Raw genomic sequence first — 16,377 nt, forward strand, 5'->3', positions numbered from 1 at the left:
CGGCTCGCCAGGGCCGTCGGGGGTTGCGGCGGCTAGGCGGTGCGGCTCGCTAAGGCGGTCGGGGATTGCGGCGGCCAGGCGGTGCGGCTCGCCAATGCCGCCAAGCTGACCGGCAGCAAGGTCGCCGAACTCGAAACCGGTTTGGAACCGACCGAGGCACTGGTGCCGCGCGCTCCTGACGTCCGCTCCAATGTCGAGAACACCAGGCATTGGAGCGCGGGCCGTTGCTGGCGCGGCAGTTGCGCCGTGATCGTGAAGCCGACCGATCGCCAGCGCACTGCCGCGACACTGCGCGAAATGGTAAGCCGCACAGTCGAAGAGGTCCGCCACGGCGACCCCTAGCGCGCGCTCGGTGACGCCAAGGGATCAGCTGGTAGCCTCACCCAGAATTCCGAGCACCACATCCGAGGTGTAGAACGGCTCCAGGCGCTCGCGAATCAGCTTGCCCAGCACGCCATTGCGCTTGGCGCCTTCGATCACCGCGGGGCCGTACCGCAGGATCTCTTTGGCGATATCGTCGCCGGACAGACCGAGTTCCGGCAGCATCGCGGCCAGCGTGTAGTCGCCGTATTTGGTGAAGAAGACATCCACGCACTCGTCGACGAGCAGCCCGAAATACTCCTTCTCCCTGGTGGTCACCGCGATCTCGTAGCAGAGCAGCGCAAGTTCGTTGAGATCCTTTTGGGATAGATAGTGCCGCAGGCCGCTCACCGGCTCGTCGGCGTGCAAATCCCAGAACTCCATCGCGGCGTCATGCACCGGGGCATCGCGCAACATCTCGCGGATGGCATTGTTGGTGCGCTTGAGCGCGAATACCGCGCCTTTGCCCGCCATATCGCCGATGAAGGTGCTCTCGGTTGCCTTCTTGGCGGTTTTGGCCGCCGACTGGCCCATGGAGATCAGCGATGAGACCCCGGGAATCTTGCCCGCGATCTGCCTATTGGCCTCCATGAAATCGGAGATGAGCTTATCCACGAACTTCGCGGCGACGGTCGCGACCAGCGGGCTTTCGGTGAGCCGCTCCAGGATGCGCTCCTGTGCCTGGTGCATGCCGAAGATCTTCTCCAGCAGCGCCTCGACCGGTTCGCGGTCGACAACCTGGCCCAGGGTGTAATCGTTGTTCTCGGCGATGTTGTCGTAGATCGAGTCGGCGAATACCCCGACCATATCCGCGAGGACCGGACTGCCGCCGATCAGGTCGATGACGGTGCGGACCGTCTCCTTGGCCTGGTCGATGCCGACGACATCGCGGAAGACGAGGGTGTCTGCCACCGCGATGACCGACTCCACGTCACGGGCTACGACCTCGGTGAAGCGGTCGCCGCTCACCTCGGCCAGCAGGAATTCCACTTGGGCATCGAGTAGCCGTTCGGCGATCTCGCGCGGCTCGCTCATCGAATACCACCATCACATTCGTTGTCCGTCGCGCTCGGTCAGGTTACGGATCGTTCGATTCGACATCGTTGCCGTGCAACGATTTCCGTATCTGTGCCAGACGCTCGCGCGCCGCTTTCTCGCGCGCCTCCCATTGTTCGTCGGCGCTGCGGCCCGCAGGAGTCTGCCGGTCGAGTTCGCCCATCCCCTGCGCGGTGCCGAAGCGCTGCTCGACCTTATCGCGAACTGACTCAAAAGTAGGTACGCCGCCGACCGAATATCCGCCCACCTCCGGACCGGACGGGATACCGGTCGGCGGTACCGGTACCGCCGGTACCGGAGAAAAGCCTCCGACCTGCCCGGATGCATCGGCACCCGACGCCTGGTCATGCAGCTGTGGCGTGACAGTGGTGGGACTCACACTCGCCTCGGAGCTCGCATTCGCGAGGCCGGAGGCCTCCGCGACCGCGGTGTGCACCCACGAGAGCCGAGGCCGCCCGGCGGTGGCGGCATCGAGCACCGCCAAGAGTTCGTCATCGGACAGTGCCGCGAGCCGCGCGGTGATCTCACCCAAATCGCTCATATCGTCAGGCTACGCACGAGCGCCGTCAGCGGTTGAGCAGATCACTCGACCAAGTGCGGATCAGATCCGGCCAGTTGACTCTGGGCGAGATGATCAGATCGTTGTGACCGCCGCCGGGAAAGACCACCAATCGCTTCGGATCGGGTGCGGCCGCGTACAGCCGCTCGGCATGCCGCAGTGGCAGCAGTTCGTCCTGGTCGCCGTGCATGATCAGGACGGGTGCCCGCAGCTTGCGGATGCGGCGCAGGCTCGGATAGGCGTCCGGGACGAACGGGCTGGGCAGGAATGGGTATACCGAGCGGGCCGCGTCACGCAGACCGGTGAAGGTGGACATCAATATCAGTCCCGTGGGCGGATACTCGGTCGCCAATTCGAGCAGCACGCCGCCGCCGAGCGATTTTCCGAGGTAGAGCACGCGATCCGGATCGACGCCCGGCTGTTCCAGCAGCGCCTGTCTGGCCGCGTGGGCGTCGAGGTAGGTGCCGTACTCGGTGGGCCGCCCGGTGCTTCGGCCGTAGCCGCGGTAGTCGAAAGTCAGTACGTCCAAACCGATTTGGGTGAGTAGCGCGTAAATCGGCACCCGGTCGCCGATATTGCCCGCATTGCCGTGCGCGAACAGGACATGCCCGATCGAGCGCGCGGCGGGCAGCCACCAACCCTGCAGCTTCTCGCCGTCGGATGTGCGGATGGACAACTCGGTGTAATCCATGTCGAGGATCGACGGCGTCTGCACGATCTGCCGGGCGGGCATGAAGGTCAGCGCATTGAGGATCGAACTGGCCGGATGTCGCATGCCATCGTTCTTACCCCGTACCGGCCACCGTTGCGCGCCGACTCCCCGAGCGCATTACTTCTCGACGACGTCGACGCCCTTCCAGAACGCGACCCGATCGCGCACCTGCTCGGCCTCCGGCTTCGGATCCGGGTAGTACCACGCGGCGTCCGGATTCTTCGCACCCTCGATCTCGACCGTGTAATAGGACGCGAGCCCCTTCCAGGGGCACACGGTATGCGTATCGCTGTCCCGGAAGTACTCCGTCTTCAGCGACTCCGCCGGAAAGTAATGATTGCCCTCGACCACCACGGTGTCATCGCTCTCGGCCAGCACCGTGCCGTTCCATACCGCTTGCACGCTCATCGAATCTCCCACCGTCGCACTGGATTCCGCCGCGCGGAGACCACGGCTACGGGGTGTAACCCAACCCACACCCGCCGTATTCCCCGCTCGCTGTTCCGTCGCGCATTGATTTGCCCGGCCGATCGCGGCACGCCCGCAGAAGGTGCGTGAAAGCCCAGGAGGCGATGCCGCGCTGGGGTTTGCCTGGCCGATCGCGGCAGGAGCGAAACTGTGCGCGGCAGCCGACGACGCGGTGCCGGGCACTGAATGCTCGGCACCGTGGCAGGGAGCGAAACTGTGCGCGGCAACCGACGACGCGATGCTGAGCACTGGATGCTCGGCATCGCGGCACGGCGCGAAACGGACGTGACAGCCGAGCAGGCGATGCCGCGCACCAGTCTCCCGGATGTGCCTTCAGACGCCGAGGCCAGCTTTCAGGCTCGGCCAGGACTTGGGCAGGGCGGTCTTCCAGTACGGCCATGAGTGGACGCCGACGGCGGCGTAGTCGATGGAAAGGTCGGCGCCGAAGAGCTTCATGGCGGGGGAGAGGGCGAGGGTGCAGTCATGCGAGACCTGTTCGATCTCATTCGCCCGGAGCGGGTCGTTGGGCCACGACCAGCGATCGTCGAACGGTGCGTCGTCGGGGCCGGGCACGCCGGTGCCCATGTACAGGTGGACCGGTTTGCCGCGCAGCGCGTCGAGGTGTTTGCTCGGATCGTGCGCCGCCCACTCCGGGTCGCCTGCCTTACCCCACATGTTGTCCGGGTTCCCGCCCTTCGATTCGACTACGGGGCGCACCGACAACTGTCCGACTCCGTCGGTCGAGTAGCAGCCGCTGAAGGCCGCCAGGGCTCGGAACATATCGGGGTGCCGTACGGCCAGAATGGCCGCCGCTCCCGCTCCCATGGAAAGTCCGCCGACGGCGTAGACCCCGTTGCCTTTCAACTCGCGGTCGATCAGCGGCGGCAGCTCCGAGGTCAGAAAGGTCTCCCACTTCTGATGTCCGAGTTTGGGATCATCCTGCGACCAGTCGGTGTAGTAGGTCCCCCCGCCGCCGACCGGCATCACCACATTGACCGGCTTGTCGGCGAAGAACTCCTTGGCGCCGCCGCGCAGCGTCCACGTGCTCGCCGGCTGAGATTCCGACGCCCCGTTTCCGTCCAGCAGCAGCAGGGTCGGCCGGGATGCTGCCTGGTTCGCGGGCACCAGCACGTCCAGGTGGATGGTCCGCTTCATCGCGGGGGAGCGGACGTACATCTGCCATTGTTGCGGGGAGGTGCGCTCGATTCGCTCGACGACGGCTTCCGCATTCGCCTGCGGAGCAACGACGATCAGTGGCGCGACCGCGAGCGCCATGGCCGCGGCGACAGACGCTATCCGCCGGTACCCCAGCCGTTCTCGCAATACCGACATGCGCAAACCCATATGCAACCCTCATCGACGGTTGGCCCCCTTCGGAGGCCGGTGATTTTTCGCGTCGACGATGTCATGAAACGTCATGTAACTGGCGTAAGAGGATTCCCACCGTTGGTGAACAGGGCGGCATCTATGGGTGACCCTGTGGGCAACGCCGTGGTTGTCGCGTTCGGTTTGGTCGGGCTGCGGTAGGTCCTGTTGTTCTGCGGGGACCTTTTGGCGCTGCCGGTCCAGGGGATGGTTTCCTCGCCGTGCCGGGCGCGTCGCGTGCCACACCCCGCTTCCGCAGTCAGGCACAGCCTGTGACTTCAAGCGTCGGTCTGCCGGGTCGATCTCCGCGTCTGGAAATCGGCGGCGTATATACGCTGGTGGCCGCCGGTCGTCGCCGCAGAAGCTGACGTCGCGCGAGCGAGCCGCGGCCCGCGAGAGCCCCTTTCGCCGCTGGACGCGCCACCACCGGTGCGTGGCGGCCCGCCGCGACGAACGCTGCGGGAGGTACTGGACAGGTTGTCGCAGCTGGCGCTGCCGGTGCCCGACTCGAATGGTGCGGCAGACCGTCGGAATTCACTTCGATGACGATATGCGGGGCATTGCCGGGTCGACGGGAAGCGCTACCGGAGGATTCGTTGCAAAATCATGCACAGCGAATCATCGGCGAATCCGAATGCGACGCCCGTCACGTCACACCGTTCGGCAGCGAGTTGTGAGCGGATCGACACCGCGGAAACGCTGGATTACCAGCGTGTATACAAATGCGGGCGTCGTCTGTTTTGTCCGGTTTTCGCGTTGACAGTCCCCTACCCCTGGAGCAGGCTGCTGCGTGACTTTCCGTGCGCTCGCCGTGGAGCTGTCACGGCTGGGCAATCGGAGGAGCAGGGTGGTGCGTTTACGTCAACGGTCGGAGAAAGCCGGTGGCACACCGGATATGACGGCCGACCCTGGAGGCGAACGCCAGGTTGCCGGGAACAGAATAGTGCGACCGCGCACGATTCGTGGGCAATTGGCCCGAATACTTGTCGTCTCATTGGTTTTGGTGCTGGGACTGCTCGCGGTGATGGTCGCCAGGGAGGTCAAGGCATTCCGGGAGAGCGGTGACACTGTGCACGCGGTCTCGCTCGCGCTGGTGGTACAGGATTTGGTGCAGGAGGCGCAGCGTGAACGCGGGCTCAGCAATGGCCTGCTCGGCGGAGACAACCGCCTGGTGCAAGCCGTGGCGGACCAGCGAGCCAACACGGATCGAGCGATGGGCGCACTCGAGCAGGCGGCGGTCGGGAATGCGCCGGGTGCGGCCCAAGTGCGTTCGGCGCTCAGCCAATTCGACGCGCTCGATGCAACCCGTACCCAGATCGACGCCCACCGCACCAGCAGGCAGGCCGCCTTTCAGTTCTATACCGACGGCATCTCCGCGCTGAATCGTCTGACGCTCGGGCTCGATCAGGCGCGCGATGCCGAGATTCGGCACGGCTTAGAGGCGCTGTACGCGCTCGGCGAAGCCAAGGAGCAGACGGCTGAGGAGCGCGGATTCCTCAATGGTGTCTTCGCCGCCGATGAGTTCCGCAATGGCGAGTATGTCGAGTTCCTCGATATCCGGGCCGCCAAGATGGCCGGTCTGACCGCCTTCGCGCGCGATGCGACCGCGGCACAGCAGGCCCGGCTCGATGCGGCGCTGCGCAGTGAAAATGCCGTCAGGGCAGGTGAATCGGAGCGGGTCGCGATCGCGTCGAGCACCGGTCCGCTGATCCGTTCGGTGGATCCGAGCACCTGGTGGGCGCAGATGACCGCGGTCATCGATGAGCAGCGCAGGGTGCAGCAGGCGGTCGGTGACGATGTGCAGCAGCGCGCGCAGGCGCTGCGCCGGGATGCGTTCCTGACCCTCGGCGGCTTCCTGCTCGCCGCGCTGATCGCCATCGCCGCCGAGGTGGCACTGGTCTTCGCCAGTGTGCGCGCCATCGTGCGGCCGCTCGCCGAGTTAGCGGCGCAGGCCGATGATGTCGCCAATCACCGGTTGCCCGAGGTGATCGCGGCCTGGCAGGAATCCGATGACGCCCAACCGGATCCGCCCGAACCGGTGCGCACGCCGCGCGGTGCTAGTTTCGAAATCGCCGCTGTGGCAGGGGCATTGGATGGTGTGCAGACCACTGCCTTCGAATTGGCTTCGGCGCAGGCGCTGGTCCGGCGCAATACCACCGAATCGATGGCGAATCTGGCGCGGCGCAACCAGAATCTGGTGCGCCGCCAGCTCGGCCTGATCAGTGAATTCGAACGCGAGGAACTCGATCCCAAAGCGCTGTCGAATCTGTTCGAACTCGACCACCTCGCCACCCGCATGCGGCGCAATGCCGAAAGTCTGCTGGTGCTGGTGGGTGCGGAAAGCCCGCGGCGCTGGGCAGAGCCGATCGCGCTCACCGATGTGATCCGCGCCGGATTGTCGGAGGTCGACGACTATCGCCGGGTGGTGCTGCGGCGAGTCGACGATATCGCGATCACCGGCTCGGTGGTCAGCGACCTCGCACATATGCTGGCCGAGCTGATCGAGAATGGATTGGCCTTCTCCCCACCGGATCTGGAGGTGGAGATCTACGGCCGCAAGCTGCCGACCGGATATCTGCTCGCGGTGGTGGATCACGGTGTCGGCATGTCGGCGGCGCAGTTGGACGAGGCGAATGCCCGGCTGCGCGGGCAATCCGATTTCGTTGTCGCACCGACGCGATATCTGGGGCACTACGTGGTCGGCCGGTTGGCGCGGCGACTCGGTATCGATGTCGAGTTGAACGTGTCACCGGTGAGCGGGATCGTCGCGCGCTTGCTGTTGCCCGTGGGAATCATTGCGGGAGAGAAGGATCGGCGGTCGGCTGCCGCTGGACAGCGGGGTGCAGCGGCTGCGGGGTCTACTGGCGCGGGGCCCGGTGCGCACGGGCACAGCGACTCGGCTGCGGCAAGGCTCGTCGATTCCCCGGTGGTCTCCCTTGCGAATGAGAATGCTCGACGGGCACCCGCGGCCGGGAACCACGGTGCAGCGGCTTCGGTGGCTGCTGGGCGGGGGTATGTCGAGTCGGCCGTGGGGTTTGGCGGTGCATCGATACCCGGCGCGCCGCCGCATGATGTGCTAATGACCGGCGGGCCCGAACCCGACGGCGTCGTACCTCTGCAATCGAGGTCCGGTCCCGCGCATTCCCGACCGGGATTCGCATCGACGACATCGGCACGGTTCGCCCACTTCCATTCCAACCCGGCCGATTCCGGCGACGGTGTCGGGTTCACCGGAGCTGGCGTAGAACGAGCCGTGGCAACGGGCGATCGGGCTGCTTTCGAGGACGACCGGACGGGCGATTCGGCTACGTATGAGGTCATCCCGACCGGCGACTGGGCTGCGTCCGGGGTCAACGGATCGCTGACGGGTCTGCTAAATGCCGATGGAACTGGGAGCGATGGCGGCAGCGGATCTGTGACCGGCATGCCAGCTGGCAGCGAATCGCTTGCGGGTCCGTCAAGGGTGAACGGCATTGGGAGCAGTGGTGGTAGCGGATCTGCGACCGGCTTGCCAGCTGGCAATGGATCGCTTGTGGGTCCGTCAAATGGCATTGGGAGCAATGGTGGCAGCGGATTTCTGACTGGCTTGCCAGCTGGCAATGGATCGCTTGCGGGTCCGTCAAAGATGAATGGCACTGGGGGCGATGGTGGTAGCGGATTTCTGACTGGCTTGTCGGTTGGCAATGGATCGCTTGCGGGTCCGTCAAGGGTGAACGGCATTGGGGGCGATGGTGGTAGCGGATCTGTGACCGGCTTGTCGGTTGGCAATGGATCGCTGACGGGTCCGTCAGGGTTGAATGGCACTGGGAGCAATGGTGTCAACGGCTTCCTGACGGGCTTGCCCGCCGTCGATGGATCGGGGAGCGATCGCCCTGTCGACGCCGTACCCGCGATCGATCGCTCAACCGACGCCGCATCGGCGACCGAGGGGACGCAGCCTGCTGTCCCGTCTGCGGCGGGTAGGTCGTTGTGGCAAATACCTGAAACGGCGACAGCCGCAACGAAATCCGATTCGACACCCACCGGTGTGCAGCGCACCAAGAACGGATTGGTCAAGCGTAACAAGCGAGCACGCACAGCCGCCGATGGAAGCGACAGCGCACCTCGGGCTCTCACCCCGGCCCCAGCCAGCGCTCCGGCCGTGGAACGCACACCGGCCGAAATCCGCAGCATGCTGTCGTCGTTCCGGGCCGGACACCAGCGCGGCGCTCCGAGCGCACCGCCGCCGAAGACATCCGAGAACGTTGGAGCGTCCGAAAAGATCCCGGGCGCCGCGGATTTGGCGCAAACATCGGTTTCACCCACCACCGCAGAGGAGATTCGGTGACGACTCACATACAGACCGCGGACCCGCACACCTTCAATTGGATGCTGGCCAACTTCGTCCGTAATACCGACGGCGTCCGCGATACCGTCGCCGTATCCTCCGATGGCCTGCTCATCGCCATGTCCGAGGGGCTGGACCGCACCAGCGCGGATCGACTGGCCGCCATGGTCTCGGGCCTGTCCAGCCTGGCCCGAAGTGCTTCGCGCAGTTACGCATTCGATGGCTTGAAGCTGATCATGATCGAGATGAAGCGCGGCTTCCTGCTGGTCTCCGCACTCGGTGACGGCAGTTGCCTCGGCGTCATCGCCGACGGTGGTTGCGATGTCGGTCTCGTCGGCTACGAGATGGCGGTACTGGCCGAACGCGCCGGTGCGCTGCTCGACCCGGCGCTCATCTCGGAATTGCGAGAGTCGTTGCGCAGATGAGACATCCAGACCGGCCGCGGTTGCCGGACCCGCGGATGATCCCGGTCAACCAATCCTTCGGTTGGTTCGGGGCCAACCGGCCACCGAGGGATAGTCCGGATGTGCAGCTGCCGGATGACCGATTCGTGCGCCCCTTCGTCGTCACGGCGGGGCGCACGATGCCGCTGATCGATGGGCTGCGCATTGAAACACTGGTGCTGGCAACTCCTGCCGCGCTGTCCGCACCGCTGCACTTCGAACAGCGCACCGTCGTTAGGCTGTGCCAGCAGCCGCATTCCATTGCCGAAATCGGGACGGCGCTGCACGTTCCGGTGGGCGTCGCGAAAGTGATCGTCAGCGATCTCGCGGCCGCCGGGCATGTTTCGGTTCGGGACGCCCCCGAACTTTCCACCGCAGCTATCGAGAGGATCAGGGACCTTGTACGGGCACTCTGAATATCGGACAGCACAGGTCGAGCGGCCCATGCCCGCCTCGGTCAAAATTGTGATCAGCGGCGGATTCGGTGTCGGCAAAACAACATTCATCAGCGCGATCTCCGAAATCGAACCCCTGGTGACGGAGGCGGCGATGACCGAGGTCGCCATCGGTGTCGATGATCCGGGGCGACGCGCGGACAAGACCCAGACCACGGTCGCTCTCGATTTCGGCCGCATCACCCTCGACACCTCGCTGGTGCTCTACCTTTTCGGCACTCCGGGGCAGGATCGCTTCGTCTTTCTGTGGGACGACCTGGTCGACGGCGCACTCGGCGCGGTGATCGTGGTGGATACCGGCCGGGTCGAGGACTGCTATCCGGTGCTCGACTACTTCGAAGAACACAACACGCCCTTCGTGGTGGTGGTCAACCGTTTCGAACAAGGCGCGCATTTCGAACTCGACGAGGTCCGTGAGGCACTGGAGCTCGACGAGTGCATTCCGATCCTGGAATGCGATGCGCGCGAACGGGCTTCGGTTAAGGAGGTGCTCGTCGCACTGCTCGAACAGGTGCTCGTGCACCGCCTGTCCGCATCGCGACCGCGCGTCCGTGAGGTCGGCTGAATCCGTAGCCTTGACGCTGGTAGGTGATCCGGGTGTGGACTTGTATCGCCTGAACCACGTCGCGATCATGCCGGAATCCGGTGCGACCTCCAGGCTGAGCGGGGATATCGAACGAACCGGCGTGCTGGCGGCCGAAGCGGCCGAGAATCTTCTCGCGAGACACCGATGAATTCGGGACACGCTCGGCGTCATTCCTGTGTACCGCTCGAACCAAGGGAGATAGCAATGAGCAACGGCAAGGATTTCACTCTGACCCACGTCGCAGTGCTGGTCGGCGACCAGGACCAGGCGCTGGAGTTCTACCGCGATGTCATCGGCTTCGAGGTCCGCCAGGATATGGCGTTTCCTGGCGGTCGCTGGCTGACCGTCGGACCGGCGTCGCAGCCCGGTATCGAATTCATTCTGGAGAACCCGGAGATGAATCCGAACGAGTCCGCGCGCGAAGCCGCGAAGGCGCGGTTGGCCAGCGGTGCGCAGGGCACCCTCATCTTCACCACCGAGGCCGTCGACGACACCTTCGCCCGGCTGCGCGAGGCCGGTGTCGATGTGGATCAGGAGCCGATCACCCAGCCCTACGGCGTCCGGGACTGCGGTTTCCGCGATCCGTGGGGCAACCACCTGCGGTTCTCCCAGCTGCTCGGCTGATTCCCTGAACTCGCCGATACCGATGTCGATCGGCCTCGGCATCGGCGAGAACCGGAGTGCTCGGCGTCACCGCGAAGGCCTGATCTTGGCGCAGTAGTGTCTAGTCATGAGCGAGCGCATCGAGCGGATCAGCGACACCGCGCCCTCGGGCCTGACAGTGCCGAACGCCGGCGAGCGACTGTCGGAAACGCCGACCGCACCGGAGGCGACCCGGCCGCTGCGGGACGATATCCGGTTCCTCGGCGGCGTCCTCGGCGACACTATCCGCGATCACGAGGGTCCCGAGGTCTTCGATCTGATCGAGCGGGTGCGGATCGAGGCGTTCCGGGTGCGGCGCGAGGAGGTCGGGCGCAGCGCGGTGGCGGAGATGCTCGACGGCGTCGATATCGCGGTCGCATTGCCGTTGATTCGCGCATTCACCTATTTCGTGCTGTTGGCGAATCTCGCCGAGGATATCCAGCGCGATCGGCGGCGCGCGGCGCATGAGGCGGCCGGGGAGCCGCCGCAGGATTCCTCGCTCGCGGCGACCTACCGCAAACTCGACGCGGCGGCACTGGACGGCACCGAGGTCGCCGATCTGCTCGCCGACGCGTTGGTATCGCCGGTGATCACCGCACATCCGACCGAAACCCGGCGCCGCACCGTCTTCGATGTGCAGACCCGCATTACCGAATTGATGCGATTGCGGCAGCGCTATACCGAAACCGAGCGGGCGCGCGCCGATCTGGAGCTGCGCATCCGCCGCCAGGTACTATCACTCTGGCGTACAGCGTTGATTCGATTGCAGCGCTTGCGGATTCAGGACGAGATCGCGGTCGGTCTGCGCTACTACGACATCACGCTTTTCGACGTAATTCCGGCGATCAACGCCGAAGTTCGGGCGGCGCTGCGGTCCCGGTGGCCGGGGGCGGAATTGCTGCCGCGGCCGATCCTGCGCCCCGGATCGTGGATCGGCGGCGACCGTGACGGAAACCCTTATGTGACAGCCGATGTCGTGCGTCAGGCGGCATCGCAGGCATCGGCGGTGGCATTCGGACGCTATCTGCACGAGCTGGTGGAACTGGAGAAGTCGCTGTCGCAATCGGCGCGGCTGGTTTTGGTGACACCAGAGGTGGCCGAGCTGGCCGAGGCCGGTTATCCCGACCCCGCGACGCATTCGGATGAGCCCTATCGCCGTGCGCTGCACCGGATTCGGGCACGCCTGTCGGCATCGGCGGCTGCCGCGCTCGGCGAATTGCCCGCCGACGGCATAGAGACGGATGCTCCGGCCTATCCGACTCCGCAGGCGGTGCTCGACGACCTGGATGCCGTCGACGCCTCGATGCGGGCCAGCGGCGATGGTCTGCTCGCCGACGATCGCCTGGCCGCGCTGCGACATGCCATCGAGACATTCGGATTCCATTTGCAGGGCCTGGATATGCGGCAGAACTCGGAGGTGCACGAACAGGTCGTCACCGAGCTGCTGGCCTGGGCTGGGGTGCATCAGGACTATGCGAGCCTCGCCGAGCACGAGCGGGTGGAACTACTCGCGGCCGAGTTGCGTACCCGCCGTCCGCTGCTCGGCCCGCATGCGCGGCTGAGCGAACTCGCCGCCAAGGAGATCGACATCGTCCGTGCCGCACGAGATGTCGTGCACACCTTCGGTGTCGAGGCGGTGCCGAACTACATCATCAGCATGTGCACCTCGGTCAGCGATATGTTAGAGGCGGCGCTGCTGCTGAAGGAGGGTGGGCTGCTCGATCCCGGCGAGCCGGATGGGCCCCCGAGCTGTCCGGTGAATATCGTGCCGCTGTTCGAGACCATCGAAGATCTGGGGGCCGGTGCGGCGACTCTGGCCGCGGTGCTGGATGTTCCGGTGTATCGAGAGCTGGTGGCAGCCAAGGGAATGCGGCAGGAGGTAATGCTCGGATACTCCGATTCCAATAAGGACGGTGGGTATCTGGCCGCCAACTGGGCGCTCTACCGTGCTGAGCTGGATCTGGTCGAGGTCGCGCGCAAGACCGGCATTCGCTTGCGGCTCTTCCATGGTCGCGGCGGTACGGTCGGTCGCGGTGGTGGTCGCAGCTATGACGCGATTCTCGCCCAGCCCGTCGGTGCCGTGCGGGGTTCGCTGCGGTTGACCGAGCAGGGTGAGGTGATCGCGGCCAAGTACGCGGAATCCGGTGCGGCGCATCGCAATCTGGAGTCGCTGATCGCGGGCACGCTGGAGTCGACGCTACTCGATGTGGAGGGACTCGGTCCCGCTGCCGAGCCATCCTATGAACTCATGGACGACCTGGCGGCGCGTGCTCGTGCGGCCTATGCGCGACTCGTGCACGAAACACCGGGATTCGTCGAGTATTTCCGGCAGTCCACGCCGGTTGCCGAGGTCGGCGATCTGAATATCGGCAGCCGCCCCGCCTCCCGCAAGCCGACGAATTCGGTGAGCGATCTGCGAGCCATCCCGTGGGTGATGTCGTGGAGTCAGGCCCGCGTCATGCTGCCGGGCTGGTACGGCACCGGTGCCGCGCTCGAGGAGTGGGTCGGCGGCGATCCCGACCGCTTGGCGGTGCTGTCCGACCTCTATCGCCGCTGGCCGTTCTTCCGGACGGTACTGTCGAATCTGGCCCAGGTCATGGCCAAGAGCGATCTGGATATCGCCGCCAGGTACGCCGAACTCGTCGACGACGCCGCCCTACGCGAGCACATCTTCGGAATGATCCGAGACGAGCACGCTCGCACCATCCGCATGCACGCCGCGATCACCGGCAATGATCACCTGCTCGCCGACAACCCGTCACTGGCGGAGTCGATCCACAACCGCTTCCCGTATCTGGAACCGCTGAACCAGATGCAGGTCGAGTTGCTGCGACGGCTGCGGGCCGGTGACGATTCCGAACTCGTCAAACGCGGCATCCTGCTGACCATGAACGGACTAGCCACCGCGCTGCGCAACTCCGGCTAGGTTGCCTCGGTAGCTCCCGCGCGCCTTTTGTCACGCCGCGCGCGAAATCGCGGGCGAAACCATGCGCGGCGCGAATCAGTGCGCGCGACCTTCCGCGGCGAGACGGGGGCGGCGGTTAGAGGATAGCTAGGGCGTCGATCTCTACCAGCATTTCCTCGCGGGGGAGGCCGGTGAATACTGTTGTGCGGGTTGGTAATGTGGTGCTGGTGGTGTTGGCGGTGACGAATTCGCCGTAGGCGTCGTTCATGATGGCGAAGTCCTCGCGCTTGGTCAGGTAGACGCGCAGCATCACCACGTCGTCGAAGGTGGCGCCGCTTGCCTCCACGATCGCCTTGACATTCCGCAGGGTCCGAATGGTCTGGGCGGCAACGTCTCCGGGGAAGAGGTATTCGTTGGTCGCGGGGTCCACTGGGCCCTGACCCGAGACCTGCACGAACGGGCCTTTGCGCACGCCCTGGGAGAAGGTGTGCGCGGGTGCGGGCGCATCGGTGGTGCGGACGGCAATCTTCTCACTCATGACTCGCCTTTCGTCGCGATACGGCCGGCAGTCCAGCCGAGTTCGGCGGAGATGGCATCGGCGGCCGCGCGGACCCGCGGCAGCTCCGCCAAAACCTGATCGTGGTTGAGCAGCATGTCCGGCACCGACATCGAGACCGCCGCGACCACCGTCCCGGTGCCATTGCGCACCGGAACGCCGATGCAGTTCACGAAGCTCTCGTGCTCTTCGTGGTCTTCGGCATAGCCCTGTGCCGCAACAAGTTCCAGTTCCGCCAGATAGCGCTCCGGGGTGCGGATGGTGCGGTCGGTGAATTCGCGGTAGTCGATGCGTTCGGCGATCGTCGGCCATTCGGTGCGCGGCTGCGCGGCGACGAGTACCTTCCCGACCGCCGTGCAGTGCAGGGGCGCAGGGCGGCCGATGCGGGAATACATTCGCACGCTCTGGATCGCGTCGAATTTGTCGATATAGATCGCGTCACCGGATTCATAGGTGGCCAGGTGAATCGTCTGCCCGGTAGCGGAATTCAACGCGCTCAGATGCGGGCGGGCGAGGGTGCGGACGTCACGCTGTTCCAGCGCGCGGTTGGCGAGTTCGAAAAGCCGCGAGCCGAGGACGTATTGGTGCTGGCTGTCATGGGTGACGAAGCGCTGTGATTCCATGGTCTGCAGCAGCCGCAGCACAGTCGACTTGTGCACGCCCAGTTCAGCGGCAAGCTGATCGAGCGAACGGGCATCCTCCCCGAGCGAGAGCAGGATGGTCAACGCACGCAACAAACTCTGACTCATGACTGCGCCTCGTTGGCGCTCGGCACCGTCATGGAGACTGTGTCTTCGACTCGCTCGGCCGTGCCCATTGTTCGCTCGCTCATGACGCCACATTCTCTGCTACGACATCCCTGCCGTAATGCACACGCCGCCAAGCCGACTCGTCCAATGCCGCCAACGCTTCCAGTGCACCGGGGGAAGGCAGTTCCGCGACATCACCGGTGCCGGTCAGTGCGGCGGCGGCGCATAAATGCCCGAAACGCAGGCGCTGCTGCAAAGGACGTCGGTGCAGCAGGGCGGCCAGGTACCCGCCCGCGAAGGCATCACCGGCACCGATCCGCTCGGTGATCGCGAGTTCCAGCGCAGGAACTTCGACGCGCTCGGTTCCGGCGAATCCGGTGACCGAATGCTCGTTGTTCTTGACCACCAGATGCTGCGGCTCCGGGAACAGTGCGCGCAACCGGTCGGCATCGGCGGTGCCGAAGACCGCATCCGCCTCATCGGCGCCGAGGAACACCACATCGCAGCCACGCACGTGGCGAGCCAGCACCTCGGCCGCCTGCTCGAGACGGCCCGCCCAGAGTGCCGGACGGTAATTCAGATCGAAGCTGACCAACTTACCCCGGCGGGGAAGCGCGACAAGGGTTTCGGTGAGCCGGGTCGCGGATTCCGAGAGCGCGGTGGTGATGCCGGTGAAGTGCACGAGGTCGCAGCGCCCGAGTAGTCCGTCGGCGGCCGTCAGATCGGCGCTGGACAGTGCGCTGGCGGCGGAACCGGTGCGGTAGTACAGCATGCGGCTGGCCCCGTCGGCCAGATCGTTGGCTTTGCCCGAGCCGCTGCCGCGCTCCTTCACATAGATGGCGGTGGGGCGTGCGGGGTCGATGACAACGGCCGACACATCCACGCCGCGCGCCGCGAGATGTCCGGTCAGATAGCGGCCGAATCCGTCATCGCCGACTCGGGAAATCCACGCGGCATCCACATCGAGCTGAGTGAGTACGGTGGCCACATTCGCCTCGGCACCGCCCGCGGTTCGCTCGAAGTTCGCCGAGTCCTCCAGTGGACCGGGAAGCGCGACCAGTACCGCGAGCCCCTCGCCGATGGTTACCGCCCGGGGGCGGGGCGACCTAGTAGGCCACGTCACATCGATCTCCCTTCGGCCCTTGCGGCCACCGGCCATCCAGTGCAGAATAACCACACGAAACGCGATGTGCA

15 protein-coding genes are annotated in these 16,377 nt (G+C 65.4%); 7 read left to right on the top strand and 8 right to left on the bottom strand.

Annotation, left to right across the window (positions count from 1 at the left end):
- The first annotated feature begins 39 nt into the window (after positions 1 to 39).
- A complete protein-coding gene (locus ACIBG0_RS29690; RefSeq protein ID WP_397036827.1) occupies positions 40 to 342 on the top strand; it encodes a hypothetical protein in 303 nt (100 codons plus the stop codon).
- Positions 343 to 366: 24 nt separating this feature from the next.
- Here ACIBG0_RS29690 and ACIBG0_RS29695 read toward each other — a convergent pair whose 3' ends face one another.
- The 5 genes from ACIBG0_RS29695 to ACIBG0_RS29715 form a co-directional block, all read right to left on the bottom strand.
- Positions 367 to 1,395 carry a hypothetical protein gene (locus tag ACIBG0_RS29695; RefSeq protein ID WP_397036829.1) on the bottom strand — a complete coding sequence of 343 codons (1,029 nt, stop codon included), beginning with the start codon at positions 1,393 to 1,395 and terminating at the stop codon, positions 367 to 369.
- A gap of 43 nt (positions 1,396 to 1,438) precedes the next feature.
- Positions 1,439 to 1,957, bottom strand: coding sequence for a hypothetical protein (locus tag ACIBG0_RS29700; RefSeq protein ID WP_397036831.1), 519 nt, complete (start codon positions 1,955 to 1,957; stop codon positions 1,439 to 1,441).
- A gap of 25 nt (positions 1,958 to 1,982) precedes the next feature.
- Complete coding sequence (locus tag ACIBG0_RS29705) at positions 1,983 to 2,750, bottom strand: alpha/beta hydrolase (RefSeq protein ID WP_397036833.1); 768 nt, start codon at positions 2,748 to 2,750, stop codon at positions 1,983 to 1,985.
- Between the two features lie 54 nt (positions 2,751 to 2,804).
- Positions 2,805 to 3,095 carry a DUF427 domain-containing protein gene (locus tag ACIBG0_RS29710; RefSeq protein ID WP_397036834.1) on the bottom strand — a complete coding sequence of 97 codons (291 nt, stop codon included), beginning with the start codon at positions 3,093 to 3,095 and terminating at the stop codon, positions 2,805 to 2,807.
- Positions 3,096 to 3,488: 393 nt separating this feature from the next.
- Complete coding sequence (locus ACIBG0_RS29715; RefSeq protein WP_397036835.1) at positions 3,489 to 4,499, bottom strand: alpha/beta hydrolase; 1,011 nt, start codon at positions 4,497 to 4,499, stop codon at positions 3,489 to 3,491.
- 964 nt (positions 4,500 to 5,463) lie between these two features.
- Here ACIBG0_RS29715 and ACIBG0_RS29720 point away from each other — a divergent pair.
- From ACIBG0_RS29720 to ppc, 6 genes are all read left to right on the top strand, one after another.
- A complete protein-coding gene (locus ACIBG0_RS29720; protein ID WP_397036836.1) occupies positions 5,464 to 8,847 on the top strand; it encodes a nitrate- and nitrite sensing domain-containing protein in 3,384 nt (1,127 codons plus the stop codon).
- A gap of 41 nt (positions 8,848 to 8,888) precedes the next feature.
- Positions 8,889 to 9,272 carry a roadblock/LC7 domain-containing protein gene (locus ACIBG0_RS29725; protein WP_397036946.1) on the top strand — a complete coding sequence of 128 codons (384 nt, stop codon included), beginning with the start codon at positions 8,889 to 8,891 and terminating at the stop codon, positions 9,270 to 9,272.
- Between the two features lie 101 nt (positions 9,273 to 9,373).
- Positions 9,374 to 9,706 carry a DUF742 domain-containing protein gene (locus tag ACIBG0_RS29730; RefSeq protein WP_397036837.1) on the top strand — a complete coding sequence of 111 codons (333 nt, stop codon included), beginning with the start codon at positions 9,374 to 9,376 and terminating at the stop codon, positions 9,704 to 9,706.
- Positions 9,707 to 9,755: 49 nt separating this feature from the next.
- Positions 9,756 to 10,310 carry a GTP-binding protein gene (locus ACIBG0_RS29735; RefSeq protein WP_397036947.1) on the top strand — a complete coding sequence of 185 codons (555 nt, stop codon included), beginning with the start codon at positions 9,756 to 9,758 and terminating at the stop codon, positions 10,308 to 10,310.
- Between the two features lie 225 nt (positions 10,311 to 10,535).
- Positions 10,536 to 10,955, top strand: a complete 420-nt coding sequence (locus ACIBG0_RS29740) for a VOC family protein (RefSeq protein WP_397036839.1) — start codon at positions 10,536 to 10,538, stop codon at positions 10,953 to 10,955.
- A 178-nt stretch (positions 10,956 to 11,133) separates the two neighbouring features.
- Positions 11,134 to 13,899: a phosphoenolpyruvate carboxylase gene (gene ppc, locus ACIBG0_RS29745; protein WP_397036949.1), complete on the top strand. Its 2,766-nt coding sequence runs from the start codon at positions 11,134 to 11,136 to the stop codon at positions 13,897 to 13,899.
- 115 nt (positions 13,900 to 14,014) lie between these two features.
- Here the strand turns inward: ppc and ACIBG0_RS29750 are convergent, their stop codons facing one another.
- The 3 genes from ACIBG0_RS29750 to ACIBG0_RS29760 all read right to left on the bottom strand — a co-directional run bounded on the left by ACIBG0_RS29750 (position 14,015) and on the right by ACIBG0_RS29760 (position 16,306).
- Positions 14,015 to 14,416, bottom strand: a complete 402-nt coding sequence (locus ACIBG0_RS29750; protein WP_397036841.1) for a RidA family protein — start codon at positions 14,414 to 14,416, stop codon at positions 14,015 to 14,017.
- Positions 14,413 to 15,183 (bottom strand): IclR family transcriptional regulator, encoded by a 771-nt coding sequence (locus tag ACIBG0_RS29755; protein WP_397036842.1) that lies wholly within the window; start codon positions 15,181 to 15,183, stop codon positions 14,413 to 14,415. The genes ACIBG0_RS29750 and ACIBG0_RS29755 overlap by 4 nt, the downstream gene beginning before the upstream one ends.
- A gap of 79 nt (positions 15,184 to 15,262) precedes the next feature.
- Positions 15,263 to 16,306 carry a sugar kinase gene (locus tag ACIBG0_RS29760; RefSeq protein WP_397036844.1) on the bottom strand — a complete coding sequence of 348 codons (1,044 nt, stop codon included), beginning with the start codon at positions 16,304 to 16,306 and terminating at the stop codon, positions 15,263 to 15,265.
- Between the last annotated feature and the right edge of the window lie 71 nt (positions 16,307 to 16,377).

The organism is Nocardia sp. NPDC050630, assembly GCF_044457245.1.
GTDB lineage: Bacteria > Actinomycetota > Actinomycetes > Mycobacteriales > Mycobacteriaceae > Nocardia.

Coding starts and splice junctions, on each gene's coding strand:
- ACIBG0_RS29725 (WP_397036946.1), top strand. CDS start 8,889: ATGCTGGCCAACTTCGTCCGTAATACCGACGGCGTCCGCGATACCGTC.
- ACIBG0_RS29695 (WP_397036829.1), bottom strand. CDS start 1,395: ATGAGCGAGCCGCGCGAGATCGCCGAACGGCTACTCGATGCCCAAGTG.
- ACIBG0_RS29755 (WP_397036842.1), bottom strand. CDS start 15,183: ATGAGTCAGAGTTTGTTGCGTGCGTTGACCATCCTGCTCTCGCTCGGG.
- ACIBG0_RS29750 (WP_397036841.1), bottom strand. CDS start 14,416: ATGAGTGAGAAGATTGCCGTCCGCACCACCGATGCGCCCGCACCCGCG.
- ACIBG0_RS29740 (WP_397036839.1), top strand. CDS start 10,536: ATGAGCAACGGCAAGGATTTCACTCTGACCCACGTCGCAGTGCTGGTC.
- ACIBG0_RS29700 (WP_397036831.1), bottom strand. CDS start 1,957: ATGAGCGATTTGGGTGAGATCACCGCGCGGCTCGCGGCACTGTCCGAT.
- ACIBG0_RS29710 (WP_397036834.1), bottom strand. CDS start 3,095: ATGAGCGTGCAAGCGGTATGGAACGGCACGGTGCTGGCCGAGAGCGAT.
- ACIBG0_RS29705 (WP_397036833.1), bottom strand. CDS start 2,750: ATGCGACATCCGGCCAGTTCGATCCTCAATGCGCTGACCTTCATGCCC.
- ACIBG0_RS29715 (WP_397036835.1), bottom strand. CDS start 4,499: ATGGGTTTGCGCATGTCGGTATTGCGAGAACGGCTGGGGTACCGGCGG.